At 66.0% G+C, this 23,019-nt stretch carries 25 protein-coding genes; 9 read left to right on the top strand and 16 right to left on the bottom strand.

Going from position 1 to position 23,019, the window contains the following annotated elements:
* Positions 1-3 precede the first annotated feature (3 nt).
* Positions 4-687 (bottom strand): response regulator, encoded by a 684-nt coding sequence (locus OCH7691_RS18575; RefSeq protein WP_085885064.1) that lies wholly within the window; start codon positions 685-687, stop codon positions 4-6.
* A gap of 9 nt (positions 688-696) precedes the next feature.
* Positions 697-1,191: a MarR family winged helix-turn-helix transcriptional regulator gene (locus OCH7691_RS18570; RefSeq protein WP_085885063.1), complete on the bottom strand. Its 495-nt coding sequence runs from the start codon at positions 1,189-1,191 to the stop codon at positions 697-699.
* Between the two features lie 104 nt (positions 1,192-1,295).
* On the opposite strand from OCH7691_RS18570, the gene OCH7691_RS18565 reads away from it, so the two are divergent.
* On the top strand, positions 1,296-2,180 hold the full coding sequence (locus tag OCH7691_RS18565) for a branched-chain amino acid aminotransferase (RefSeq protein ID WP_085885062.1): 885 nt from the start codon (positions 1,296-1,298) through the stop codon (positions 2,178-2,180).
* An 83-nt stretch (positions 2,181-2,263) separates the two neighbouring features.
* Here OCH7691_RS18565 and moaE read toward each other — a convergent pair whose 3' ends face one another.
* From moaE to pgsA, 5 genes are read right to left on the bottom strand one after another with little or no spacing between them, the layout of a single operon-like run.
* Complete coding sequence (gene moaE, locus OCH7691_RS18560; RefSeq protein ID WP_085885061.1) at positions 2,264-2,719, bottom strand: molybdopterin synthase catalytic subunit MoaE; 456 nt, start codon at positions 2,717-2,719, stop codon at positions 2,264-2,266.
* Between the two features lie 10 nt (positions 2,720-2,729).
* Positions 2,730-2,981, bottom strand: a complete 252-nt coding sequence (moaD, locus tag OCH7691_RS18555) for a molybdopterin converting factor subunit 1 (RefSeq protein ID WP_085885060.1) — start codon at positions 2,979-2,981, stop codon at positions 2,730-2,732.
* Positions 2,978-4,234, bottom strand: coding sequence for a molybdopterin molybdotransferase MoeA (gene moeA, locus OCH7691_RS18550; protein ID WP_085885059.1), 1,257 nt, complete (start codon positions 4,232-4,234; stop codon positions 2,978-2,980). Before moeA ends, moaD begins: the two co-directional genes overlap by 4 nt.
* Complete coding sequence (gene mobB, locus OCH7691_RS18545; RefSeq protein WP_085885058.1) at positions 4,231-4,764, bottom strand: molybdopterin-guanine dinucleotide biosynthesis protein B; 534 nt, start codon at positions 4,762-4,764, stop codon at positions 4,231-4,233. Before mobB ends, moeA begins: the two co-directional genes overlap by 4 nt.
* Positions 4,765-4,769: 5 nt before the next feature.
* Positions 4,770-5,366 carry a CDP-diacylglycerol--glycerol-3-phosphate 3-phosphatidyltransferase gene (pgsA, locus tag OCH7691_RS18540; RefSeq protein WP_085885057.1) on the bottom strand — a complete coding sequence of 199 codons (597 nt, stop codon included), beginning with the start codon at positions 5,364-5,366 and terminating at the stop codon, positions 4,770-4,772.
* A 209-nt stretch (positions 5,367-5,575) separates the two neighbouring features.
* Here pgsA and OCH7691_RS18535 point away from each other — a divergent pair, with 209 nt between their 5' ends.
* The 3 genes from OCH7691_RS18535 to OCH7691_RS18525 are packed head-to-tail and all read left to right on the top strand — an operon-like array spanning position 5,576 to position 7,844.
* The gene (locus OCH7691_RS18535; protein ID WP_085885056.1) at positions 5,576-6,055 is read left to right on the top strand and encodes a winged helix-turn-helix transcriptional regulator; all 480 of its coding nucleotides are present in this window, start codon (positions 5,576-5,578) and stop codon (positions 6,053-6,055) included.
* Positions 6,052-7,047 carry an NAD(P)H-dependent flavin oxidoreductase gene (locus OCH7691_RS18530; RefSeq protein ID WP_085885055.1) on the top strand — a complete coding sequence of 332 codons (996 nt, stop codon included), beginning with the start codon at positions 6,052-6,054 and terminating at the stop codon, positions 7,045-7,047. The genes OCH7691_RS18535 and OCH7691_RS18530 overlap by 4 nt, the downstream gene beginning before the upstream one ends.
* Before the next feature lie 11 nt (positions 7,048-7,058).
* Positions 7,059-7,844 carry an enoyl-CoA hydratase/isomerase family protein gene (locus OCH7691_RS18525; protein WP_085885054.1) on the top strand — a complete coding sequence of 262 codons (786 nt, stop codon included), beginning with the start codon at positions 7,059-7,061 and terminating at the stop codon, positions 7,842-7,844.
* Positions 7,845-7,862: 18 nt separating this feature from the next.
* On the opposite strand, the gene uvrC is transcribed toward OCH7691_RS18525, so the two are convergent.
* The 4 genes from uvrC to OCH7691_RS18505 form a co-directional block, all read right to left on the bottom strand.
* The gene (uvrC, locus tag OCH7691_RS18520) at positions 7,863-9,770 is read right to left on the bottom strand and encodes an excinuclease ABC subunit UvrC (RefSeq protein WP_085885053.1); all 1,908 of its coding nucleotides are present in this window, start codon (positions 9,768-9,770) and stop codon (positions 7,863-7,865) included.
* Between the two features lie 347 nt (positions 9,771-10,117).
* Positions 10,118-10,555: a dihydroneopterin aldolase gene (gene folB, locus OCH7691_RS18515; protein WP_217808135.1), complete on the bottom strand. Its 438-nt coding sequence runs from the start codon at positions 10,553-10,555 to the stop codon at positions 10,118-10,120.
* The gene (locus tag OCH7691_RS18510; protein ID WP_217808134.1) at positions 10,548-11,288 is read right to left on the bottom strand and encodes an SDR family oxidoreductase; all 741 of its coding nucleotides are present in this window, start codon (positions 11,286-11,288) and stop codon (positions 10,548-10,550) included. Before OCH7691_RS18510 ends, folB begins: the two co-directional genes overlap by 8 nt.
* Before the next feature lie 34 nt (positions 11,289-11,322).
* Positions 11,323-12,297: a calcium/sodium antiporter gene (locus OCH7691_RS18505; RefSeq protein WP_139839784.1), complete on the bottom strand. Its 975-nt coding sequence runs from the start codon at positions 12,295-12,297 to the stop codon at positions 11,323-11,325.
* A gap of 200 nt (positions 12,298-12,497) precedes the next feature.
* Between OCH7691_RS18505 and modA the strand changes: the two genes are divergently transcribed.
* On the top strand, positions 12,498-13,259 hold the full coding sequence (gene modA / locus OCH7691_RS18500; protein ID WP_176245157.1) for a molybdate ABC transporter substrate-binding protein: 762 nt from the start codon (positions 12,498-12,500) through the stop codon (positions 13,257-13,259).
* A gap of 12 nt (positions 13,260-13,271) precedes the next feature.
* Here modA and uvrB read toward each other — a convergent pair whose 3' ends face one another.
* Both uvrB and OCH7691_RS18490 read right to left on the bottom strand, forming a co-directional pair.
* Positions 13,272-15,452 (bottom strand): excinuclease ABC subunit UvrB, encoded by a 2,181-nt coding sequence (gene uvrB, locus OCH7691_RS18495; RefSeq protein ID WP_085885049.1) that lies wholly within the window; start codon positions 15,450-15,452, stop codon positions 13,272-13,274.
* 164 nt (positions 15,453-15,616) lie between these two features.
* Complete coding sequence (locus tag OCH7691_RS18490; protein WP_176245156.1) at positions 15,617-15,850, bottom strand: DUF1127 domain-containing protein; 234 nt, start codon at positions 15,848-15,850, stop codon at positions 15,617-15,619.
* 149 nt (positions 15,851-15,999) lie between these two features.
* Here OCH7691_RS18490 and OCH7691_RS18485 point away from each other — a divergent pair, with 149 nt between their 5' ends.
* The gene (locus tag OCH7691_RS18485; protein WP_085885048.1) at positions 16,000-16,923 is read left to right on the top strand and encodes a transcriptional regulator GcvA; all 924 of its coding nucleotides are present in this window, start codon (positions 16,000-16,002) and stop codon (positions 16,921-16,923) included.
* Between the two features lie 9 nt (positions 16,924-16,932).
* Here OCH7691_RS18485 and OCH7691_RS18480 read toward each other — a convergent pair whose 3' ends face one another.
* From OCH7691_RS18480 to OCH7691_RS18470, 3 genes are all read right to left on the bottom strand, one after another.
* On the bottom strand, positions 16,933-17,544 hold the full coding sequence (locus OCH7691_RS18480) for a glutathione S-transferase family protein (protein ID WP_085885047.1): 612 nt from the start codon (positions 17,542-17,544) through the stop codon (positions 16,933-16,935).
* A gap of 139 nt (positions 17,545-17,683) precedes the next feature.
* Positions 17,684-18,112, bottom strand: a complete 429-nt coding sequence (locus tag OCH7691_RS18475) for a GFA family protein (RefSeq protein WP_085885046.1) — start codon at positions 18,110-18,112, stop codon at positions 17,684-17,686.
* A gap of 212 nt (positions 18,113-18,324) precedes the next feature.
* Positions 18,325-18,618, bottom strand: coding sequence for a hypothetical protein (locus OCH7691_RS18470; protein ID WP_139839783.1), 294 nt, complete (start codon positions 18,616-18,618; stop codon positions 18,325-18,327).
* Between the two features lie 220 nt (positions 18,619-18,838).
* On the opposite strand from OCH7691_RS18470, the gene OCH7691_RS18465 reads away from it, so the two are divergent.
* From OCH7691_RS18465 to OCH7691_RS18455, 3 genes are all read left to right on the top strand, one after another.
* On the top strand, positions 18,839-20,041 hold the full coding sequence (locus OCH7691_RS18465) for a pyridoxal phosphate-dependent aminotransferase (protein ID WP_085885044.1): 1,203 nt from the start codon (positions 18,839-18,841) through the stop codon (positions 20,039-20,041).
* Positions 20,042-20,216: 175 nt separating this feature from the next.
* A complete protein-coding gene (locus OCH7691_RS18460) occupies positions 20,217-22,241 on the top strand; it encodes an elongation factor G (RefSeq protein WP_085885043.1) in 2,025 nt (674 codons plus the stop codon).
* Entirely contained in the window at positions 22,238-23,011 is a 774-nt protein-coding gene (locus tag OCH7691_RS18455) for a 2-keto-4-pentenoate hydratase (protein WP_085885042.1), read from the top strand. The genes OCH7691_RS18460 and OCH7691_RS18455 overlap by 4 nt, the downstream gene beginning before the upstream one ends.
* Positions 23,012-23,019: the final 8 nt, after the last annotated feature.

The raw sequence follows: 23,019 nt of genomic DNA, 5'->3' as shown, positions 1-23,019 counted from the left end.
TCGCTAATCTGTCCAGAGGACATAGCCTTCGCCCCTTACCGTCTGCAGGAAGCGGGGCGTTCGCGGGTCGTCCTCGATCTTCTTGCGGAGCCGGGTGATCTGCACGTCGACGGCCCGGCCCTGGCCTTCGCCGGATGTCGACAGCTTCTCGCGACTGACCGCGACGCCGGGATTGCGGGTAAGCGCCCTGAGCAGCGCGATCTCGCCCGAGGTCAGGTAGATTTCCTCGTCATTCTCGAACAGCTTGCCCTTTTCCAGATCGAAACTGAAGCGGCCGAACTGGACCAGTCCCTGGGGGCGCGGCCGGGTGCGGCGCAGGATCGCCTCGATCCGGAGCAGCAGTTCGCGCGGCTCGAACGGCTTGGTCAGGTAGTCGTCGACGCCGGCCTCGAGGCCGGCGATGCGATCCTCGGATTCGCCGAGCGCGGTCAGCATCATGATCGGCGTCGCCGGGTCGTCCCCTTCCGTCTCGCGGACACTGCGCACGAAATCGGTGCCGCTTTCGCCCGGCATCATGCGGTCGACGACCAGCAGGTCGAAGATCAGCCCGGCGCGCTTCTGGCGGGCGTCCTCGGCCCCGGTCGCGACGGTCACCCGATAGCCGTGCTCGCTCAGGAAACGGCGCAGGAGCGCGGCCAGCCGCACGTCGTCATCGACGACAAGGATGTGGCCCGGGGAATCCGTCATCGGCGACCTTCAGGGTTTGATGATCCGGGACAGGATTTCCTCCCTGTCCTCGGCATCGATCAGACCGAGCAGTACCTTGCGATAGCCCTCGACCGCCTCGGCGCCGGCTTCGCGATAGGCGCGGGCGACGCGGCCCTTCTGCGGCGACGCCAGTTCGTCCTCCAGCGCCTGGCCCTTCTCGGTCAGCGACAAGAGCCGCTGGCGGCGGTCCTTCGTGCCCGGTCGCTGTTCGATGAAGCCCTGTTCGACGAGCGTCGAGAGCACCCGGCTCAGGCTCTGCTTGGTGATGCTCAGGATGGAGAGCAGTTCGGCCACCGTGATACCCGGGTTCCGCCCGACGAAATGCACCACCCGGTGATGGGCCCGGCCGAACTGGTAGCGCTTCAGGATCGCGTCCGGGTCGGAGGTGAAATAGCGATAGGCGAAGAACATCAGCTCGATGCCCTGCCGCAGTTCCTCCTCACGCAGAAAGAGCGGGCTCGGTGCGGATTTTAAGTCAGTCATGTTGACATATCTGATTGCGAATGTTACCTGTTGGGCAGCAACTACGAAACATTTGAACGTTTATGCCGGGGTTTCGGCATATTTCTGACTCGAGGGACGATTCGATGGCACAGGGCTCCTTTGATGATCGCGACGGCCTTATCTGGTACGACGGCAAGCTGATTCCGTGGCGTGACGCGCGCGTGCATGTTCTGACGCACGCCCTGCATTATGCCAGCAGTGTGTTCGAGGGCGAACGGGTCTATGACGGCGAGGTTTTCCGCCTGACCGAACACAGCGAACGGCTGGTCAAGTCGGCCGAGACGATGGGCTTCAAGATCCCCTATAGCGTGGCCGAGATCGACCAGGCAACGCGCGATGTGGTCGCCGCCAACCGGATCGTCGATGGCTATGTTCGCCCGGTCGCCTGGCGCGGCAGCGAGATGATGGGCGTGTCGGCGCAGCAGAACACCATTCACCTGGCTTTCGCGAGCTGGGTCTGGCCGAGCTATTTCGATCCGGCCGCGCGTCTCAAGGGTATCCGCCTGGCACTTTCCGACTGGCGTCGCCCGGCGCCGAACACCGCGCCGGTTCACGCCAAGGCGGCCGGCCTCTACATGATCTGCACGCTGTCGAAGCACAAGGCGGAAGCGGCGGGCTATCATGACGCCCTGATGCTCGACTATCGCGGCCAGGTGGCCGAGGCGACCGGCGCGAATGTCTTCTTCGCCAAGGGCAAGACGCTGCATACCCCGACGCCGGACTGCTTCCTGGACGGCATCACGCGGCGCGAGGTGATCAAGCTCGCCCGGGCCCGCGGCTACGAGGTCGTCGAGCGGGCAATCATGCCTGAGGAGATGGCCGGGTTCGACGAGTGCTTCCTGACGGGCACGGCGGCGGAGATCACGCCGGTGGCAGAGATCGGCGACTATCGCTTCACGCCGGGTACGGTCTGCAAGCAGCTGATCCAGGACTTCGACGGGCTGGTGCGGCCGCGCGCCGCCGCCTGACGATCGGCCGCGCGCCGCGGCAGACGATATCGGAACCGAAAAAGCGGGTCCCTCGGGGCCCGTTTTTTTTCGGGCGATTGCCGTCACCCGGGCTGCCGCCAGCGATCGGCGGCCGCCTCGTCGCTCGAGCGCGCATCGACCCATTGCTCCGCCTCGCCGTCGGTTTCCAGCTTCCAGAACGGTGCCTGGGTCTTCAGCCAGTCCATCAGGAACTCCGCGGCCTGGAAAGCGTCGCCGCGATGGGCGGCGGCGGTCGCGACCCCGACGATCGGTTCGCCCGGCAGCATCCGGCCGAAGCGATGAATGACAAGCGAGGCCTGCAACGGCCAGCGCGACAGTGCCTCCTGCTCGATCCGGGCGAGCGCGCGTTCGGTCATTGCCGGATAATGCTCCAGCGTCAGGGCGGTCACGCCGCGCCCGAGATTGTCGTCGCGGACCAGGCCCGTGAAGGTGACGAGCGCACCGATACCGGGCTTGCCGGCGGTCAGGGCCGCCGCCTCCCGGCCGATATCGAATGTCTCTCGCTGCACGCGGATCATCGGCTTTTCCTCACCCGCCGGTCACCGGCGGGAAGAAAGCGACCTCGTCGCTCTCGCTCAACGGATGCTCGCCACGAACATATTCCATGTTCACGGCGGTCCGCACAATGTCGCGATCGGCGAAGGCGGCGGCATAGCCCGGCGCGCGCGCGGTCAGCCAGTCGATCAGGCCCGACACCGTGGTCACCCCGGCCGGCAGAACGATCTCTTCCTCGGCCTTGCCGATCTTCTCCCGGATCCAGGCGAAATAGAGCAGCTTCATCGCAAGACCTCGCTGAATGGCAGAAAGGGTACGGTATCGCCCTCGTGGATGTCGGTGGTCTCCTCGAGCAGTTCCACCAGCCCGTCGGAAGCGACCATCGATGTCAGGATGCCGGAACCCTGCCGGGGAAAGCTCCGCGCGACCGCCCTGCCGGCCCCGTCGCGTTCGATCCGGGCGCGGATCCATTCGCGCCGTCCGGCCTTCTTCTGCATGGCGAAGCCGGCGGCGACCGGCAGCAGCAGGGGCGGCGGCAGCGTCGCGCCGCCAAGCCCGGCAATGATCGGGCGCGCGAAGCGCATGAAGCAGATCATCGCCGCGACCGGGTTGCCCGGCAGGCCGACGAAGGCCGTGCCGGCGACATGTCCGAGCGCGATCGGCCGTCCGGGCTTGATCGCGACACGCCAGGAATCGATCCGGCCGAGCGCCTCGACGGCAGCCCGCACATGGTCCGTTTCGCCGGTCGAGACGCCGCCCGAGGTGATCAGCAGATCGTGGCTTTCGGCGGCAGCGGCGAGGGCGGCACGGACCGCGTCGGCGCGGTCGGCCAGGATGCCGAGATCGGTCACCGCCGCCCCGGCCCGCGCGAGCAGGCCCTTCAGGATATGGCGATTGCTGTCGTAGATCGCCCCCGGGGCAAGCGCCGCGCCGGGCTCGCGCAGTTCGTCGCCGGTCGAGAACAGGGCGACGCGGAGCGCGCGATAGACGGTGAGGCGGGCCTGACCGATGCTCGCGGCGAGACCGAGATCCTGGGGCCGGAGAATCTGCCCGCGGGCGAGAATGACGGCGTCACGCTGGATGTCCTCGCCGGCCCGGCGCCGGTTCGACCCTTCGCGCAGGCCCGGCGGCACGATGACGACATCGCCGTCGCGCCGCACGTCTTCCTGCATGACGACACTGTCAGAGCCCGCCGGCAGCCAGGCGCCGGTGAAGATCCGGATCGCCTCGCCCGGCCCGCAGGCGCCGTCGAACGGCTGGCCGGCGGCAGCCCGGCCGGCGACCCTTAGCCTGCTGTCGCCGTCGGCGGCGAGATCGGCGAAGCGCAGCGCGTAGCCGTCGACCGCGGCATTGGCGTGCGGCGGCACGTCGATCCCGGATACCAGGTCGACGGCGAGGGCCCGTCCGAGCGCATCGTCGAGGGCTACCTCCTCGCTGTCGACGACCACCCTCAGCTTCTCGGTCATCCGCGCGAGCGCGGTGTCGGCCGGCAGAAGGGCGCCGCCGAAGGCGAAGCAGTCGTCGGTGAGCTGCGTCATCCGCGCGCCTCCGCGACCGCCGCGGGCGTGCCGATGAAGTCGAGAATGAAGCGGGCAACCGCGTCGACATCGTTGAGGTCGATCCTCGGGGCCGTCACGCCGGCGGGAACATCCGCCGGTGCGGCATCCGTGGCGAAGGCGATGAAGCTCGCGTCCGCGACGGCGAGCGGACTCTGCCCGGTTTCCGCGCGCCAGATCTCGATCTTCGGATGGTTCTCGTGCTTGAAGCCTTCGACGAGCACCAGGTCGACCGGGCTCATGTGGCGCAGCAGTTCGGCGAGGTCGGCTTCCGTCTCCTCGCGATGCTCGTGCATCAGCGCCCAGCGTTTCGCGGAACTGACCATGACCTCGGTCGCGCCGGCTTCCCGGTGGCGCCAGGAATCCTTGCCGGGCCTGTCGACGTCGAAGCCGTGATGGGCGTGCTTGATGGTGGAGACCCTGAGGCCGGTAGCCGTGAGGACGGGTATCAGCCGGCTGACGAGGGTCGTCTTGCCGCTGCCGCTCCAGCCGGAAATGCCGAGAACGCGCACGGCATTCAGCCCGCGCGCTCGCGCGTCTTCGCGGCGTCGCTCTTGGCTGGCGGCAGCATGTGGCCGAGACCGGCGCGCAGGTAGTCGATCCCGGTCCAGAGCGTGAGTGCCCCGGCGAGCCAGAGCAGGGCGATGCCAAGCAGTTGGCCGGGAATCGGCTGCGGTGCGGCATCGCCCACCAGCAACATGCAGATGGCGATGATCTGCACCGTCGTCTTCCATTTCGCAAGCCGGCTCACCGGCATGCCGACATTCAGCTCGGCGAGAAACTCGCGCAGGCCCGAGACGAGGATTTCCCGGCACAGGATGACCAGCGCGGGCAGCATCGCCCAGTCCTCGATCCGGTCCTCGGCGACCAGCATGACGATCGTCGCGGCGACCAGCAGCTTGTCCGCGATCGGGTCGAGAAAGCGGCCGAAGGGCGATTGCTGGCCGCGCAGGCGGGCGACATAGCCGTCGAAGAAATCGGTCACGCCGGCGGCGACGAACAGGCCGAATCCGACCCAGTTCGCGAGCGGGAAGGGCAGGTAGAACGCCGCCACGAGCGCCGGGATAATGACGATACGCGACAGGGTCAGCACATTGGGCAGGTCGGTCAGCATGTCGGTCGGGTGCTCGGGCTGAGGGATTCGGCGGACTATAGCATCGGCTCTCGGGGCACGCACCCCGTGCGACCATGTCACCGAGTCATTAGTCCGGTGCGCGAATCCGAGCGCAGCAAGGGCATCTCTCGCCATTCCGCGGGAGGGCTTTGACATCCAGTGACTTCAAATTTAGAAGTTACCGGATCCGGAGTTCTGGGGAAGCCGCCATGAGCCGCGCCGATCTCGCCACGAAGACCTGCACCATCGCCCGCGCGATCGCGCTGGTCGGCGACGAATGGACCATGATGATCCTGCGCGAGATGTTCCTGGGGACCCGCCGCTTCGACGACTTCCTTCATCAGACGGGGATGTCTTCGCATCTTCTCTCCCGGCGCCTGAAGAAGCTCGAGGCGGAAGGCGTGATCCGTCGCGAGGCTTATTCCGAGCGTCCGCCCCGCCACGACTATCGCCTGACCGCGAAGGGGCGCGGGCTCTGGCCCGTCGTCATCGCCATGAAACAGTGGGGCGACCGCTGGCTGGGCGACGGCGTTGACCCGGTCGAGATCGTGCACAAGGCCTGCGGCCACGTCACGCGGCCCCACATGACCTGCCCGGAATGCGGCGTCCCCATGGATGCCCGCGACGCCGAGCCCCGCCTATCCCGGACCTTTCACAACGAGCGCCAGGCCGCGAGGAGCCATTCATGAAAACGCGCATCACCGAACTTTTCGGCATCGAATACCCGATCATCCAGGGCGGCATGCACTATGTCGGCTTCGCCGAGCTTGCCGCCGCGGTCTCGAACGCGGGCGGGCTCGGCACGATCACCGGACTGACGCAGAAAACCCCGGCCGATCTCGCCAACGAGATCGCCAGGTGCAGGGACATGACGGACAAGCCGTTCGCGGTGAACCTGACCTTTCTCCCGACCGTGAGCGCGCCTGACTATCCCGGTTACGTGAAGGCAATCATCGCTGGCGGCGTGAAGGTGGTGGAGACAGCCGGACGCAACCCCGAGCAGGTGATGCCCTATCTGAAGGATGCGGGCATCAAGGTGATCCACAAATGCACCTCGGTCCGGCACAGCCTGAAGGCCCAGAAAATCGGCTGCGACGCGGTCAGCGTCGACGGCTTCGAATGCGGCGGCCATCCCGGCGAGGACGACATCCCCAACATGATCCTTCTGCCGCGTTGCGCGGACGAACTGGAAATCCCCTTCGTCGCATCGGGCGGCATGGCGGATGCGCGCAGTCTCGTCGCGGCCCTGGCGATGGGCGCCGAGGGCATGAACATGGGCACCCGCTTCATGGCGGTGCGGGAAGCTCCGATCCATGAGAAGGTCAAGCAGGCCATCGTCGCCGCGACCGAACTCGACACCCGCCTGGTCATGCGCCCCTTGCGCAATACCGAACGCGTGCTGACCAACCCGGCTGTCGAACGGCTGCTGGAGAAGGAGCGCACGCTCGGCGCCGCGCTGAAATTCGAGGATATCATCGAGGAGGTCGCGGGCATCTATCCGAGAGTGATGATCGAGGGCGACATGGATGCCGGCGCCTGGTCCTGTGGCATGGTTGCGGGCCTGATCCACGACGTGCCGACCTGCAAGGAACTGATCGACCGGATCATGGCCGAGGCCGAGACGATGATCCGGACGCGGCTGGCGGGGATGCTCCCCGACGCCGCCGCGGCAGCGGCCTGAGGGCGCGGGTGATGGAATACCGGACACTTCGACTCGAGATCGCCGACGGGCTGGCCACGGTCACCCTCGAGCGGAAGGACAACCCGGCCAACGCGCTGAATGCACGGATGGCCGAGGAACTGTTCGATGTCAGCGTGCGCTGCGGCGCGACTGACGTGCGGGCGGTGATCGTCACCGCCGTGGGCAAGATGTTCTGCGGCGGCGGCGATCTGGCGGAGATGGACGCCGCGGAAGACAAGCACGCCCACCTGACCCGCATGGCGACACTGCTGCATGCCGGTCTCACCGGGTTCGCCCGTATCGACGCCCCGGTGGTGATGGCGGTGAACGGCACGGCCGGCGGCGGCGGCTTTTCGCTGGCCTTGTCGGCCGATTACGTCATCGCCTCCGACAAGGCGAAGTTCGTCTCGGCCTATACCGCGTCCGGCCTGACACCGGACGGCTCGTCGACCTACCATCTTGCCAAGCATGTCGGCCTGATGCGCGCGAAGGAACTGCTGCTGACCAACCGGGTGCTGACGGCCGCCGAGGCGCTCGACTGGGGCATCGTCAACAAGGTCGTCGCGCCGGAGGCAGTGATGGACGAGGCCCGGGCCATGGCGGAACGTTTCGCGGCCGGACCCACGCGGGCGTTCGGCGGGGTGAAACGGCTGCTGGATACGGCCTATTCGGACGGCATGGAGACGCAGCTCGACCGCGAGACACGCTCGATTGCCGGCATGATGCGGACCCACGACGGGCCCGCTGGCATCGCGGCCTTCCTCGCCAAGCAGAAGCCGGTCTTCAAGGGGAACTGAGGGGCTGGCGGTCCTGCGTCAGTCGCCGCGAAAATGATCGTGGATCGTCCGCGCCATCGTCGTCGAGACCCCTTCGACCTTTTCCAGATCGGCGAGCGAGGCGCCGGCGATGTCGCGGGCCGAGCCGAAATGGGTGAGCAGCGCCTTCTTGCGCCGCGGACCGATGCCGGGGATCTCGTCGAGCGGTGAGCGCTGGATCGCCTTCGAGCGCCGGGTGCGGTGGGCGCCGATGGCGAACCGGTGCGCCTCGTCGCGAAGCCGCTGCAGGAAATAGAGTGCCGGATCGCGGTCGCGCAGGCTGAACGGCTCGCGGCCGGGAATGAAGAACCGCTCGCGGCCGGCGTCACGGTCGGGGCCCTTGGCGATCGAGGCCAGCGGTATGTCCTCGACGCCGAGTTCGCGCAGGGTTTCGAGTGCGGCGCTGAGCTGGCCCTTTCCGCCGTCGATCAGCAGCAGGTCGGGACGGATCGCGCTGGTGTCGCTGCTTTCCGCCGGGTCCTTCGCGATCCGCGCGAGCCGCCGGGCCAACACTTCACGCATCATGCCGTAGTCATCGCCGGGCGTCAGCGTCGTGCTCTTGATGTTGAACTTGCGATAGGCCGCCTTCTGGAGCCCGTCGGGGCCGGCGACGATCATCGCCCCGACCGCGTTCTCCCCGGAAATGTGGCTGTTGTCGTAAACCTCGATCCGCGACGGCGGTGCATCGAGGCCGAAAATCTCGCCGACTCGTGCGAGCAGCCGGGTTTGCGTCGCCTGGTCGGAAAGCTTCCGGGCCAGCGCTTCGCGGGCATTGACGAGTGCATGCTCGACCGCTTCCCGCTTCACGCCCCGTTGCGGGGCCGTCACCGTCACCTTGCGCCCGGTACGCGTCGACAGCGCTTCGCCGATCAGTTCGGCCTCGGCCAGGGCCTCGCTGGTCAGGATGAGCTTCGGCGCCGGCCGGTCGTCGTAGAACTGGCCGACGAAGGCGCCGAGCACGGCGGCCGCGTCATGCTCGGAATCGTGGCTCGGATAATAGGCCCGGTTGCCGAAATTCTGTCCGGCCCGGAAGAAGAAGACCTGGATGCAGGTCGCGCCCCCCTCCTGGAAAGCGGCGAACACGTCGGCCTCGCCGACGCCCGCGAGATTGATGCCCTGGCGGCTGAGAATATGGGAAAGCGCCCGGAGCCGGTCGCGATAGACGGTCGCGGTTTCGAAGTCGAGCGCCTCGGCCGCCTTCTCCATCTTGGCGGAAAGCGACTTCTGCAAGTCAGAGCTGCGTCCGGAAAGGAAGTCCCGGACGTCGTCGACGATCGCGAGATAGCCGGCGCGATCGATCCGGTCGACGCAGGGTGCCGTGCAGCGCTTGATCTGGTACTGCAGGCAGGGCCGGGTGCGGCTTTCGAAATCGCTGTCCGAGCAGGAGCGGAGCGGGAAGGCCCGCTGCAGCGCGCCGATGGTCTGGTTGACCGCGCCGGCCGAGGCGAACGGCCCGAAATACTCCCCTTCACGGGACCGCGCTCCGCGGTGCTTGGCAATCTGCGGCCAGTCGTGATCGCCGCGCAGCAGGATGTAGGGGAACGACTTGTCGTCCCGGAGAACGATGTTGTAGCGCGGCTTGAGCTTCTTGATCAGGTTGGCTTCGAGCAGAAGCGCCTCGACCTCGGTCCCGGTCGAGATGATCTCCAGCGCGTGCGTCATCGCCACCATGCGGAGGATGCGCGTGCTCTGTCCGGTCGGCTTGACGTAGCTGGCAACCCGCTTCTTCAGGTTCTTCGCCTTGCCCACGTAAAGCGGGCTGCCCTGGCGATCCAGCATGCGATAGACCCCCGGGCCCGACGGCAGGGTCCGGAGCGCCTTCCGGATGACCTCCGCGCCGATCGGCGCGGGCGCTTCCGGCGCGCCCGTTCCGGTCGCCCGTTCACTCACTTCTTCGGATTTCGCCATGGCGTCATTCTGCTTTCCCGGAACGGGTCGTCAAGGAGATCTCAGCGTCCCGGCGGCGGGAATCGGGGGCTGACATATTTCGGTCATTCGCCCGTCACAGTATCCACCGTTCCTGTGGAAAAAGTTGTGCATAATAGAGTGGGAAGGGCGCGAATGGCAGAGAAGTCCTAGAGTCGGACATCATTGCACAAAAAATAGGCATAAATGATAAACCATTGAAAAATAGAGATTTTTCAGAAGTCAATAAAGCGAATTGCGGTTATTGCTTTGTTCTTTTCGGCGCAGGGGTAGATCGGCCAGTCTTTGTTCGCGCTGTGCAAAACTGGGGCCCGGAATCCCGCCGGAGTTCAGGCCAGAGGCCCGATTCCCCGTCTAAGGCGTTCGATTTCAACGCCAACGCTGGCCGCGTCGGGAACCGCGCGGAGCTTTTCGACCCGCACCCGGGCGCTCTGCACGCGGGGGTCGCCGAGGCAGCTTTCGGCGATATGTTCGGCCAGGGTTTCGACAAGCTGAAGATGACCGCGCGCGACGATCTCGCGGATCCGGTCGGTGATCCGCTCGTAGCAGACCACGTTGGCAAGGTCGTCGCCGAGTGGCGCTCCGGATTCGGCCACCGTCAGATCGACGTTGATGCGGATCGGTTGCGTGCCCTGTTTCTCGTGCGCATAGACCCCGATGGAGGCGTCAAGCAGCAGATCGTGGACGAAGACATGCCGGAGATTGGCCTCGGCGCTCGCCAGATGCAGCGGATGCACCGAGGCTTCCTTCGGGGTCGGCTTATTCATCATGCGCCTCCTGTCCGTTCGGTGGCGGCCAGGGCAGGTGCTGGCCACCGTCGAGGGCGATCGTCTGGCCGGTCATGCTGCCAGCGGCAAGGATGTAGCGTATGCCTGCGGCGATGTCCTCCGGGTCTGCTCCCCGTCTTAGCGGTGTGGATCGGCGCTGCTTCTCGAATTGCGCCGCGCTCTGTCGCGTGCTGGCCAATGTCGGTCCCGGCGCGATCGCATTGACGCGAATGTCCGGGGCAAGGGCCATGGCGAGGGTCTGCGTCAGCGCATGAAGACCGACCTTGCTGACGGTATAGGAAACGAAATGCGGGGTCAGGCGGAAGACCCGCTGATCGGTGAGGTTGATGATATTGCCGGGCCGGCCGGCCGGGCGCTGGGCCGCGAAGGCCTGGGCGAGAAACAGCGGCGCCTTCAGGTTGACGTCGATATGCCGCTGCCAGGATTCCTCGGTCAGGTCGTCGATCTCGTCGCGTTCGAAGACCGACGCATTGTTGACCAGCGCCGTCAGCGGGCCGATCGCCCGGGCGGCGGCGGGAACCAGCCCGGCGAGGGCGCCCGGATCGGCCAGGTCGGCGAGCACCACCGCGGCCCGCCCGCCCGACTTCTCGATCTCGGCCACGGTTGCCTCGGCGGCGGCGCGCGAGCGATTGCAATGCAGGGCGACCGACCAGCCGTCGGCGGCCAGCGCGATCGCGATGGCGCGACCGATCCGCGCGGCACCGCCGGTCACCAGAACGTTTCCCGCGTCGGGGCGCGGCGACCTGTCAGCCTGCGGCATTGGCGATCCCCGAGAATCCCTGGAACTGGGCGAAGACGTAGAGCACGTAACCGCCGCACAGCACGATGCCCAGGCCGCGTCCGATCGGCCAGTTGCGGAACAGCATCGGCAGCAGCAGCAGCGTGACGCCGATCATCACCCAGATGTCGAAACTCATGATGCTCCGCGGGATCGGAACCGGCTGGACGATCGTCGTCGCGCCCATGATGCCGAGCGTGTTGAACAGGTTGCTGCCGATCACGTTGCCCATCGCGACGTCGGCATGGCGTCGGAGCGCGGCGACGACCGAGGTCGCAAGCTCCGGCAGCGACGTGCCAAGCGCGACGAGGGTGAGGCCGATTACCTCCTCCGATACCCCGGCGATATGCGCGAGGTCGATAGCCCCGTCGACAAGCAGCTTCGATCCGAGAACGAGGCCGACCACGCCGGTGCCGACCGAGGCGAGGCTGCTGAGCAGGCTGCGTGGCATCACCGCCTCGAATTCCTCGGTCGCCTGGGCCAGGGAATTGTCGTTGCTTTTCACCGCGCGGCGATAACTGAGGATCAGGATCCCGGCAAGGATGGCGAGGAAGCCGAACCCGGCCCAGCGATCGATCTGGCCGGTCGCGCAGACGATCGCGAACAGCAGGGTCGCGCCGAACAGGTAAAGCCCGTCCCGTTGGGCCGCGCGATGGTCGCAGACAAGCGGCATGATCAGGGCCGGCGCGCCCAGAACGAGCAGGACGTTGGCGATGTTGCTGCCGACGACATTGCCGACGGCAATGCCCGGCGCGTCGTCGAGCGCCGCGAGAACACAGACCACAAGCTCCGGCAGGGAGGTGCCGATCGCGACAACAGTCAGGCCGATCATCATCTTCGAAACGCCGAACCGCTCCGAGATCGCGACCGCTCCGCGAACCAGGAACTCGCCGCCAATCAGAAGGATGATCAGACCGCCTGCCAGATGCAGGAATATCAACATGTATACTTGGCCATTTCCGCGCCGTTTGTGTATGTCAGCCTTCTAGGCATTCGTGGCCGCCGTACCTCGACGCGGCGAAGCCGGGCGTAGGCGGAAACTTCGTGTGTATATAGATGTCGTCATTGCCCGTTGAAACCCCCGGGCGCGGGCTCCGGGGCAAGGCTTCGAGCCCGGTCCGCTCGGAGCGGATCTTTTCCACCATGCGGTTGGCCATCCTGTGCCTGCTGGCCGGCATCGCCGTTCTGCCGTCGCGGGCGATGGGTGCGGAGCCGATCGTGCTCTTCGCCGCATCCAGCACCACCGAGGCGATGGAGCGTGCGATCGCGGCGTTCGAGGCCGCGAGCGGGCAGAAGGTCGTGATGTCCTTTGCCGCCAGTTCGGCGCTTGCCCGGCAGGTCCTCCAGGGCGCCCCGGCGGACCTGTTCCTGTCGGCCAACCGGCGCTGGATCGACAATGTCGCCGGAAGCGGCCATGGTGCCGCCCCGCCGGTCCGGCTGTTCGGCAATCGCCTCGTCTTCATCGCTCCCTCTGACAACCCGCCGACCGGTCTCGAACCCTCGGCGGCCTCGATTCTCAGGGCGCTCGGCGACGGCCGGCTTGCGGTCGGCGATCCCGCCCATGTCCCGGCCGGGCTCTATGCGCGGGCCATGCTTGGCCGGCTCGGTGCCTGGGATGTACTCGCGCCCCGGCTCGCCCGGGCCGCCAACGTCCGCGCCGCGCTGGCGCTCGTCTCCAGCGGCGAGGCGCCGCTGGGCATCGTCTACTACAGCGATCTCAGGTTGTCGGACGACGTCGTTCTGGCGCTCGATCCGCCGCAGTCGGCGCAGCCGGATATCGGCTACTGGCTGCTACCGCTCGGCGACGGCAACCGGCGCGAAGCGGCCGAGCGTCTCGCCACCTTCCTGCAGGGTGCGGCAGCGCGGGCGATATATCGCGAACTCGGTTTCACGCTCGCCGACTGACCGCTGGCCGGTTCAGCGGCCGCCGGACTTCTTCGAACGGAAAATCTTCGAGCGGCCGGCGCGGCCCGCCTTCGAGCGGGCGCCGGCGGCGCCGATGTTCGCCGAGGTCGTCCGGCTCATGGGATCGGCGGCGATCTCGAGTTCGACCGCCTCGAGCTTGCGGATCTCGTCGCGGAGCCGCGCCGCCTCCTCGAATTCCAGGTCGCCGGCGGCGGTCCGCATCTTCTGTTCCAGTTCGACGATATGCTGGCGCAGATTGTGGCCCACCAGGTGCTGGGCATCGTCACCCGCATCGACGGTGACATGGTCGCTTTCGAAGACGCTCTTCATGATATCGCCGATATTCTTGCGCACGCTCTCCGGCGTGATGCCGTGCTCGGCGTTGTAGGCGAGTTGCCGGTTTCGCCGTCGCTCTGTCTCCCCGAGCGCGCGTTCCAGGCTGTTGGTCATGCGGTCGGCGTAAAGTATGACCCGGCCGTCGAGATTTCGCGCTGCCCGGCCGATCGTCTGCACCAGAGAGGTCTCCGAACGCAGGAAGCCCTCCTTGTCGGCGTCGAGGATCGCGACCAGGGCGCATTCCGGGATGTCGAGCCCCTCGCGCAGCAGGTTGATGCCGATCAGCACGTCATAGGCGCCCAGCCGGAGGTCGCGAATGATCTCGATTCGCTCCAGGGTATCGATATCGGAATGCAGGTAGCGGACACGGATGCCGGCCTCGTGCATGTATTCCGTCAGGTCTTCCGACATGCGCTTGGTCAGCGTCGTGACCAGCACCCGGTGGCCCTGTTCGGCGACCTTGCGACATTCGGCCATCAGGTCGTCGACCTGGTTCTCGACCGGGCGGATCTGGCAGACCGGATCGACGAGGCCGGTCGGGCGGATCAGCTGTTCGACGAAGGCGCCGCCGGTCTGTTCCAGTTCCCACGAACCGGGTGTGGCCGACACGAAGACCGACTGCGGCCGCATCACGTCCCACTCCTGGAAGCGAAGCGGCCGGTTGTCGATACAGGAAGGCAGCCGGAAGCCGAACTCGGCGAGCGTCGACTTTCGGCGGAAGTCGCCCCGGAACATGCCGCCGATCTGCGGAACCGTGACGTGACTCTCGTCGACGATCAGTATGGCGTTGTCGGGCAGATACTCGAACAGCGTCGGCGGCGGTGCGCCGGGCGGACGGCCGGTCAGGTAGCGCGAGTAATTCTCGATGCCGGCGCAGGAACCGGTCGCCTCCATCATCTCCAGGTCGAACATCGTGCGCTGCTCGAGCCGCTGCGCCTCGAGCAGCTTGCCGGCCCGGTTGAGTTCGTCGAGCCGCAGGCCGAGTTCGCGCCTGATATGCTGCGCCGCCTGGCGAAGCGTCGGCTTCGGCGTGACATAGTGGCTGTTGGCGTAAAGCTTGATCTCCGGCAGGCTCTCGCCCTTCTCGCCGGTCAGCGGGTCGAATTCATGGATCGTCTCGACCTCGTCGCCGAACAGCGAGATCCGCCAGGCCCGATCCTCGTAGTGCGACGGATAGATCTCGATCACGTCGCCGCGGGCGCGGAAGGCGCCGCGCGTGAAGTTGCTGTCGTTGCGGCGATACTGGATCTCGACCAGGCGGCGCAGCAGGTCGTCGCGGCTGACCCGGGCGCCGACCTTGATGATCTCGGTCATCTCCGAATAGGTCTCGACCGAGCCGATACCGTAGATGCACGACACCGAGGCGACGATGATCACGTCGTCCCGCTCCAGCAGAGACCGCGTGGCCGAGTGCCGCATGCGGTCGATCTGCTCGTTGATCGCCGCGTCCTTCTCGATATAGGTGTCGGTGCGCGGGACGTAGGCCTCCGGCTGGTAATAGTCGTAGTAGGAGACGAAATACTCGACCGCGTTGTTCGGAAAGAACGACTTCATCTCGCCGTAAAGCTGGGCGGCAAGGGTCTTGTTCTGGGCCAGGATGAGCGCGGGTCGCTGCAATTCCTGGATGACATGGGCCATGGTGAAGGTCTTGCCCGAGCCGGTGACGCCCATCAGCACTTGATTGCGTTCCTCGGCTCGCAAGCCCTGGACGAGTTCGCGGATCGCCTGCGGCTGGTCGCCGGCCGGGGCATAGTCCGATTCGATGCGTAGGGTGCGGCCGCCCTCGCTTTTTGGCGGGCGATCCGGCTTCGGCGGGATCAGCAGTTCGCCGCTGTCGAAGTTCGGGAAGAGTGTCATGGGTTATTCATTAGGGGCGAAGACGGGGCCGGACAAGAGAGCGCCGGTCGCTTTTCCGCTTTCGCCGCAATTTGCCGCCATCGAGCGGACGATGGGGCGGAAGACTGCCGGTGCCGTTTCGGGGCATACGACACCGGCAGCCTTGCCAGGCGGGCCGAACAGGATCAGGCCTGCCAGAAACGCTTCTCGATCTCGTGCTCGACCTCGCCGCGGGTGAGGCCGATGTCATGGAGCTGGTGGGCATCCAGCCGGGCGAGCTGGCGGCGCTGCTCATGGCGTTCCTGCCAGCGGGCAATCAGCGACAGCAGGTCGCGACCTGCGTTGTAGATCGTGTTGCCGGCGGCCCGGATCCTGAATTCCGGCCGGCCGCCTTGATAGGTCTCACGGATCATCGTCATGGTAACCTCCTTGGGCCGGTGAAACGGGGTCGTTCCCGTTGCTCTGTGACCTCATATGGCGTCGCCAGCCGGTTACTTGCAAACGATCCTTTTTCAGGTATTTTGTTAGAAAATCTAATCTGACAGCGGCGCGGCCTGGAGGCTGATGAATGGTGCGTTTACCTCCGCTCAACGCTTTGCGGTCGTTCGAGGCGGCCGCCAGAAACTTGAGTTTTTCGAAAGCGGCATCAGAGCTGAACGTGACCCCGGCGGCGATCAGCCACCAGATCAAGGGGCTCGAGGATTTTCTCGGCGTCAAGCTGTTCAGGCGGCTCAACCGCGTGGTCATGCTGACCGACGCGGGACAGGCCTATCTGCCCGGCATTCGCGAGGGTTTCCAGAAGCTCTATGACGCGACCGTGCGCCTTCAGACGGTCGAAAGTTCGGGGGTGCTCACGATCTCGACGCTCTCCTCGATCGCCTCGCGCTGGCTTGTGCCGAGGCTCCGCCGTTTCCAGGAACGCTATCCCGACATCGACGTCCGCCTGACGACCTCCGATCACCTGGTCGATTTCGCGCGCGAAGACGTCGATATCGCCATTCGCTACGGCACCGGCCACTATCCCGGATTGCACTCGGTCCGCTTCCTGGAGGAGGAATATCTTTATCCGGTCTGCAGTCCGGCCCTGCTTGCCGGCGCCCGGCCGCTGCAACGGCCCGAGGATCTCGCCTTCCATACCCTGCTGCACGACGACATGAAGGTGGACTGGGCAATGTGGCTGACCGCGGCGGGCGTGCAGGGCGTCGATCCGAAGCGCGGCCCGGCCTATACCGATTCCTCCATGGTGCTACAGGCCGCCGTCGAGGGCCATGGCGTGGCCCTCGGCCGCAGTGCCCTGGCCGCCGACGACCTGGAGGCGGGGCGGCTGGTCAAGCCCTTCGAGATCGAGATCGCCTCGACGTTCGCCTACTACGTCGTATCGCCAGAGACGACCGCCGAGCAGCCCAAGATCGCGGCCTTCCGGGAATGGATCCTGTCGGAGGCGCAGCGCGATCGCGACAACGACGCGACCGTGCCGATCGCCGTTCGCTGACCGGCCGGCTCAGTTGGCCGGCGGGACGTCGTCCATCCTGACATGGCCGGGTCGAGCGGCGACACGGTCGATCCAGGCGGTAACCGCAGGCCAGGACGCGAGGTCGAAACCGCCGTCGGCGGCGGCATGGGTATAGCCGTAAAGCGCGATATCGGCGATCCCGTAGGTTTCGCCGACCAGCCAGTCGTGATCGCGCAGCCGCTGTTCGAGGACGGCGAGCGCCGCCGCGCCGCCTGCGTGCTTCTCGGGCAGGCGGTCGCGCTTCGCTTCCGCCAGACCGTGCCGCATCCAGTAACGCGCGACGGCGATATTCGGTTCGAGTTGATACTGCTCGAAGAACAGCCATTGCAGGACCTGGGCCTGCCGGTACGGGTCGTCCGGGATGAACCGGCTTCCGCGTGCGAGGTACCAGAGGATGGCGTTGGATTCGGCGAGGTGTCGGCCGTCGTCGAGTTCGAGAACCGGAACCCGCCCGGTCGGATTGCGGGCGAGGAATTGCGGTGTCCGGCTCTCCCCTTTCAGGATGTCGATCTCGACATATTCATATGGCTGGCCGAGGCCGGCGAGCAGCAACCTGATCTTGTAGCCGTTCCCGGAATCGTAAAAGTCATAGAGCCGCATCGTCGTGTGTCCCCTGCAATTCCCAGCAGGGATGATCCGCGAGCGCGCTGCCGGCGCAAGGCAAAAAATCACCAGCGTCCGCGATATGTCGCGGCAGTATGCAACAGGCTGTCGGCGGCGGCTAACCGGGTCCGTCCGCTTATTCCGGCACGAGTTCTCCCGAACCGCCGAACTCGGCCGGGAAGTCCCTCTGTTTCGGCAATCCGTCCTTCATGGGCAGCACGGTCTCGGCATAGTTCACGTGCACGCCCGGCTTGAAGGCAACGTCGGGCAGAATGGCCGCGAAAATGTCGACGAGCTTGAGCCCCGGATGTCCGGTCATGACGTGACCGCCGCACTTCCTGCACCATTTTCGGTCGCTGTTCGGGGTCTTGTTGTACTGGCCCAGATGGTCGGCACCCCTGGTCACCCGAACCTTTTCCGGCTCCCACAGGGTGAAGGTATTTACCGGGCCCGCCGACCAATGGCGGCAACTCTCGCAATGACAGTAACCCATGCCGACCGGCTCGCCGGTCGCCTCAATCTCCACGGCACCACAGAAGCAAGTTCCCTTGTGAATCTCGGCCATGACATCCTCCTCATGCCACAAGGACCCAAACCCGGAAAGGACGCGGCTTACAATGTCGCGATCGGCTGCGATCAACGGAGGCGAGTATAACCCGGCGGACGTTCGCGCAGGGCCGCGGCTCGTCTGCTTATATTCCTAAAATGGATTATGAGCATCCGCAAAATGAGGCGGCGCTCCGGACGACGCGGGCGCGTCGCCGAAGTCGCGTGGCGTCAGCGACGGTTGGCGCGGATCAGGCCGATCGTTTCGCGGATACGGGCATGCGCGGCCGCCTTCTCGGCGGCGAGTTCCTTCAGCCGGGCGGCAGCCGCCGGCAGATGGCGCGGCATGGCGAGCGCGACTTCGGGGCAGGCTTCGAGAGCCTGGAGCGCCACATAGGTCCGCTCCTGGGTCTCGGCTTCGACCGCGTAGGCGAGCGCCTCGAGACGCTGGAATGCCTGGTCGACGTCGCCGTCGGCCAGGTGGTCGACTGCTTGCCGCGCCGAATCGGACGGTGTCGTGATCATCTTGCGCCCTTTGTCGCCATGCCTGTGGCGGGCCTCCGCGCCCGACACGACGCGATTCTAGAAATGCGCTGGTAAAGACTTTGTAAATCGACCGGGGCAAATGACGGGGCGGGCGGTAATTGCCCGGACAATCGCCGTTGACGGTTGAAAGCGCCCATGACGCGGCGTAGCTTCTGCGGCGCAGAACCCGCGAGGGGCGGGTGAGAAGAGGAGTGAGGGAATGAGTTTCCTTGCCGAATCGCTGAGCCGCGTAAAGCCCTCGGCGACGATCGCAGTGACGACGAAGGCCGCCGAATTGCGGGCGCTGGGACGTGACGTCATCGGCCTCGGGGCCGGCGAGCCCGACTTCGACACTCCCGACAATATCAAGGCGGCGGCCAAGAAGGCGATCGACGACGGCAAGACCAAATACACCGCGGTCGACGGCACGCCGGAACTGAAGGCGGCGATCGCCGCCAAGTTCAAGCGCGAGAACGGCCTCGTCTACGGTCTCGACCAGATCACCGTCGGCACCGGCGGCAAGCAGGTCATCTTCAACGCCCTGCTGGCGACGCTCAATCCGGGTGACGAGGTGCTCATTCCGGCGCCCTACTGGGTTTCCTACCCGGACATGGTATTGATCGGCGGCGGCAAGCCGGTGGTCCTCGGCACGGCCGCGAACAACAGCTTCAAGGTCATGCCGGAGGATCTGGAGCGCGCGATCACGCCGAAGACCAAGTGGCTGATCTTCAACTCGCCCTCGAACCCGACCGGCGCCGCCTACAGCCGCGAGGAGCTGAAGGCGCTGACCGACGTGCTGCTGCGCCATCCGCATGTCTGGATCATGACCGACGACATGTACGAGCACCTGGTCTATGACGACTTCGAGTTCGTCACCCCGGCTCAGGTCGAACCCGGCCTGTACGAGCGCACGCTGACGATCAACGGCGTGTCGAAGGCCTATGCGATGACCGGCTGGCGGATCGGCTACGCGGGCGGCCCGCAGCAGCTGATCAAGGCGATGGCCAAGGTGCAGTCGCAAAGCACCTCCAACCCGAGCTCGATCAGCCAGGCCGCCGCGGTCGAGGCCCTGAACGGGCCGCAGGACTTCCTGCCGACCCGGGCGGAGGCGTTCCGCGAGCGTCGCGACCTCGTGGTCGACATGCTGAACCGGGCGCCGGGGCTGCATTGCGCGAAGCCTGAGGGCGCCTTTTACGTCTATCCGTCCTGCGCCGGCACGATCGGCAAGAAGACGCCGGACGGCAAGGTGATCGAGAACGATTTCGACTTCGTGAGCTACGTTCTCGAGGCCGAGGGCGTGGCAGCCGTGCACGGCGAGGCGTTCGGCCTGTCCCCGCATTTCCGCGTTTCCTACGCGACCTCGCTCGACGTCCTGCGGGAGGCCTGCACCCGGATCATCAGGGCCTGCGAAGCCCTGAAATAGCGCGTCGGCAGAGCGATATGCGAGAAGGGCGGCCCGGTGGGCCGCCCTTTTTCGTTTCCGGCCGATCCGCATGACGCCCGCATTGCGGAGCCACCGTTTTTTGTTGCGCCCCCTCGCCGGCCTTGTTGAACATGGTTGGCGCAGAATACTCTGAAAATCAGGGAGGAACGTCAGCATGGGGAATCAGAAGCCGGGCGGCCCACGAAACGTGGCCATCATTGGGCCTTACACCAGCGGCAAGACTACCCTCCTCGAAAGCATCCTTTTCGCGACCGGCAAGATTGACCGAAAGGGCTCGGTCACCGGTGGGAACAGCGTCGGCGACAGCGCGGTCGAAGCGCGCGCCCGCCAGATGGGTGTCGAGGTCAATGTCGCAACGACGGAATATCTCGGTGACAGCCTGACCTTTCTCGATTGTCCGGGCTCGGTCGAATTCCTGCAGGAATCGCTCAACGTGCTGGTCGGCGTCGACGCCGCGATTCTGGTTTGCGAGCCGGAACCGGACAAGACGATCGCGATGATGCCGCTGTTCAAGTATCTCGAGGACGCCGGTGTTCCGGCCTTCATCTTCGTCAACAAGATCGACAAGGCGAGCGGGCTCGTCCGCGAGCTGCACAGCGCGCTGCAGGAAGCCTGCGGCCGCCCTCTGGTGCTTCGCCAGGTGCCGATTCTCCGGAACGGCATCGTCACCGGTTATGTCGATCTCGCCTCCGAACGCTCCTATGTCTACAAGGAGGGCAATGCCTCCCAGATCGTCGACCTGCCGCCGGAAATGGCGGAAGAGAAGGGCGAACACCGCTTCGCGATGCTGGAACAGCTCGCCGACTTCGACGACCACCTGATGGAGGAACTTCTCGAGGATATCGAACCGAGCCGCGACGAGGTCTACGAACAGCTGGCGAGCGATCTCGAGCGGGCGGTCATCTATCCGGTGTTCCTCGGCTCGGCCGAACATGACAACGGCATCCACCGGCTTCTGAAGGCGCTCCGGCACGAGGTTCCGGAAGCCTCGGTCGCGGCGCGGCGGATGGGCGCGCCGGAAGATCCGGCATGCGCGCAGGTTCTCAAGAATTACATGACCCAGCACGGCGGCAAGCTCTCGCTCGTGCGGGTCTGGTCGGGCTCGCTGAAGGACGGCGTGACGCTTAACGGCGAACGGGTCGGTGGCATGTTCCGGCTGTTCGGCAACCAGCAGGAGAAGGTTCCATCGGCCGGCGCCGGCGAGATTGTCGCGCTCGGCCGGCTCGACGGGGCCAGGACCGGCGACACGCTGAGCGAGGCCGGGGATATCCGCCTGCCGCGCGCACCTTCGCTCGAGCCTGTCTACGGGCTCGCCATCAACGCCAGCAACCGGAACGACGAGGTCAAGCTGTCCGGGGCGCTCGGCAAGCTTCTCGACGAGGACCCGTCCCTGCGGCTCCACCACGATCCGGACGTCCACCAGATGATCCTCTGGGGGCAGGGCGAGATGCATCTCAAGGTCTCCTTCGACCGGCTCGCCAGCAAGCACGGCATCTCGGTCGATTCGGAACGACCGCGCGTTGCCTACAAGGAGGCGATCCGCAAGCCGGTGAAGCAGCACGGTCGCTACAAGCGCCAGACCGGCGGACATGGCCAATTCGGCGACGTTCACCTGGAAATCCGCCCGCTGCCGCGCGGCTCAGGTTTCGTCTTCGAGGACAAGATCGTCGGCGGCGCGGTTCCGCGGCAGTTCATTCCGGCGGTCGAGGCCGGGGTCCGCGACTACCTGTCGCGCGGCCCGCTCGGCTTCCCCGTGGTCGATCTGGCGGTAACCCTGGTCGATGGCCAGTTCCATACCGTCGATTCCTCGGAAATGTCCTTCAAGACCGCGGGCCGGCTGGCGATGAGCGAAGGCATGCCGAAATGCTCGCCGGTGCTGCTGGAGCCAATCTACAAGGTCGAGGTTGCCTCGCCCCAGGCCGCGACCTCGAAGGTCAACGGGATCCTGTCTTCCCGGCGCGGCCAGATCCTCGGCTTCGACGCGCGCCCCGGCTGGGACGGCTGGGACGTGGTCTCGGCGATGCTTCCGCAAGCGGAACTTCAGGACCTGATCGTCGAGCTTCGCTCGGTCACGCTTGGCGCCGGCAGCTTCACGATGGAATTCGATCACCTTCAGGAACTGAGCGGCCGGCTGGCCGATCAGGCGATAGAGCAACAGGGAGTACAGGCGGCAACATGACCTCGAATCCGGAAGTGATGGCGGCAAGCCTTCTTGCCGTGCGGAACGGCGCGCCGCCGGTCGAGCGTGCGCCGACAGACGACATGGCGCTGGCCTACCGCGTACAGGCGTTCCACTCGGCGGCGCTGGAAGGCCCGGCGATCGGCTACAAGATCGGCTGCACCAACCCGGCGGTCCAGAAGACCCTCGGCATCGACGAGCCGTTCTTCGGCCGGATGCATGCGCGGACGACCTTCGAATCGCCGCTGGAACTGCCGGCCTCCGCCTTCCGCATGCGGGTGGTGGAGCCGGAATATGCCTTCCGGATGGCCGAGGATCTGCCGGCCGCGGCGGCGCCGTACGATCCGGCCGCCGTGTCGGCGGCGATTGCCGCGGTGATTCCCGGGATCGAGATCGTCGATTCACGCTATCGCGACTGGAAATCGCCGTCGGTCGGCGCCGTGGGGCTGGTCGCCGACAACGGCGTTCATGGTGCCTGGGTGCGGGGTCGCGAATTCGCCTGGCCGACCGACCATGACCTTCTCGACACCCCCGTCGTTCTCTATCGTGGCGACGAAGTGATGGCCGAGGGCGACGGCCGCGCGGTCCTTGGCGATCCGATCAACGCGCTGACCTGGCTGGCCAACGTCCTCACGCAACAGGGTCTGTCGCTCAAGGCCGGCGATTTCGTCACCACCGGAACCTGCACGACCGTCTACATGGCGGAGGCCGGAGACGTCGTCCGGGCCGATTTCGGCGGGCTGGGCGAGATCCGCTTCAGCTTCACATGAGCCTGGGT

Origin of the sequence: Oceanibacterium hippocampi (genome assembly GCF_900172325.1) — a bacterium.
GTDB classification, from domain to species: Bacteria; Pseudomonadota; Alphaproteobacteria; order Sneathiellales; family Sneathiellaceae; genus Oceanibacterium; species Oceanibacterium hippocampi.
The sequence above is the reverse complement of the archived record's forward strand: the minus strand, read 5'-3'. Positions and strand labels throughout refer to the sequence as shown.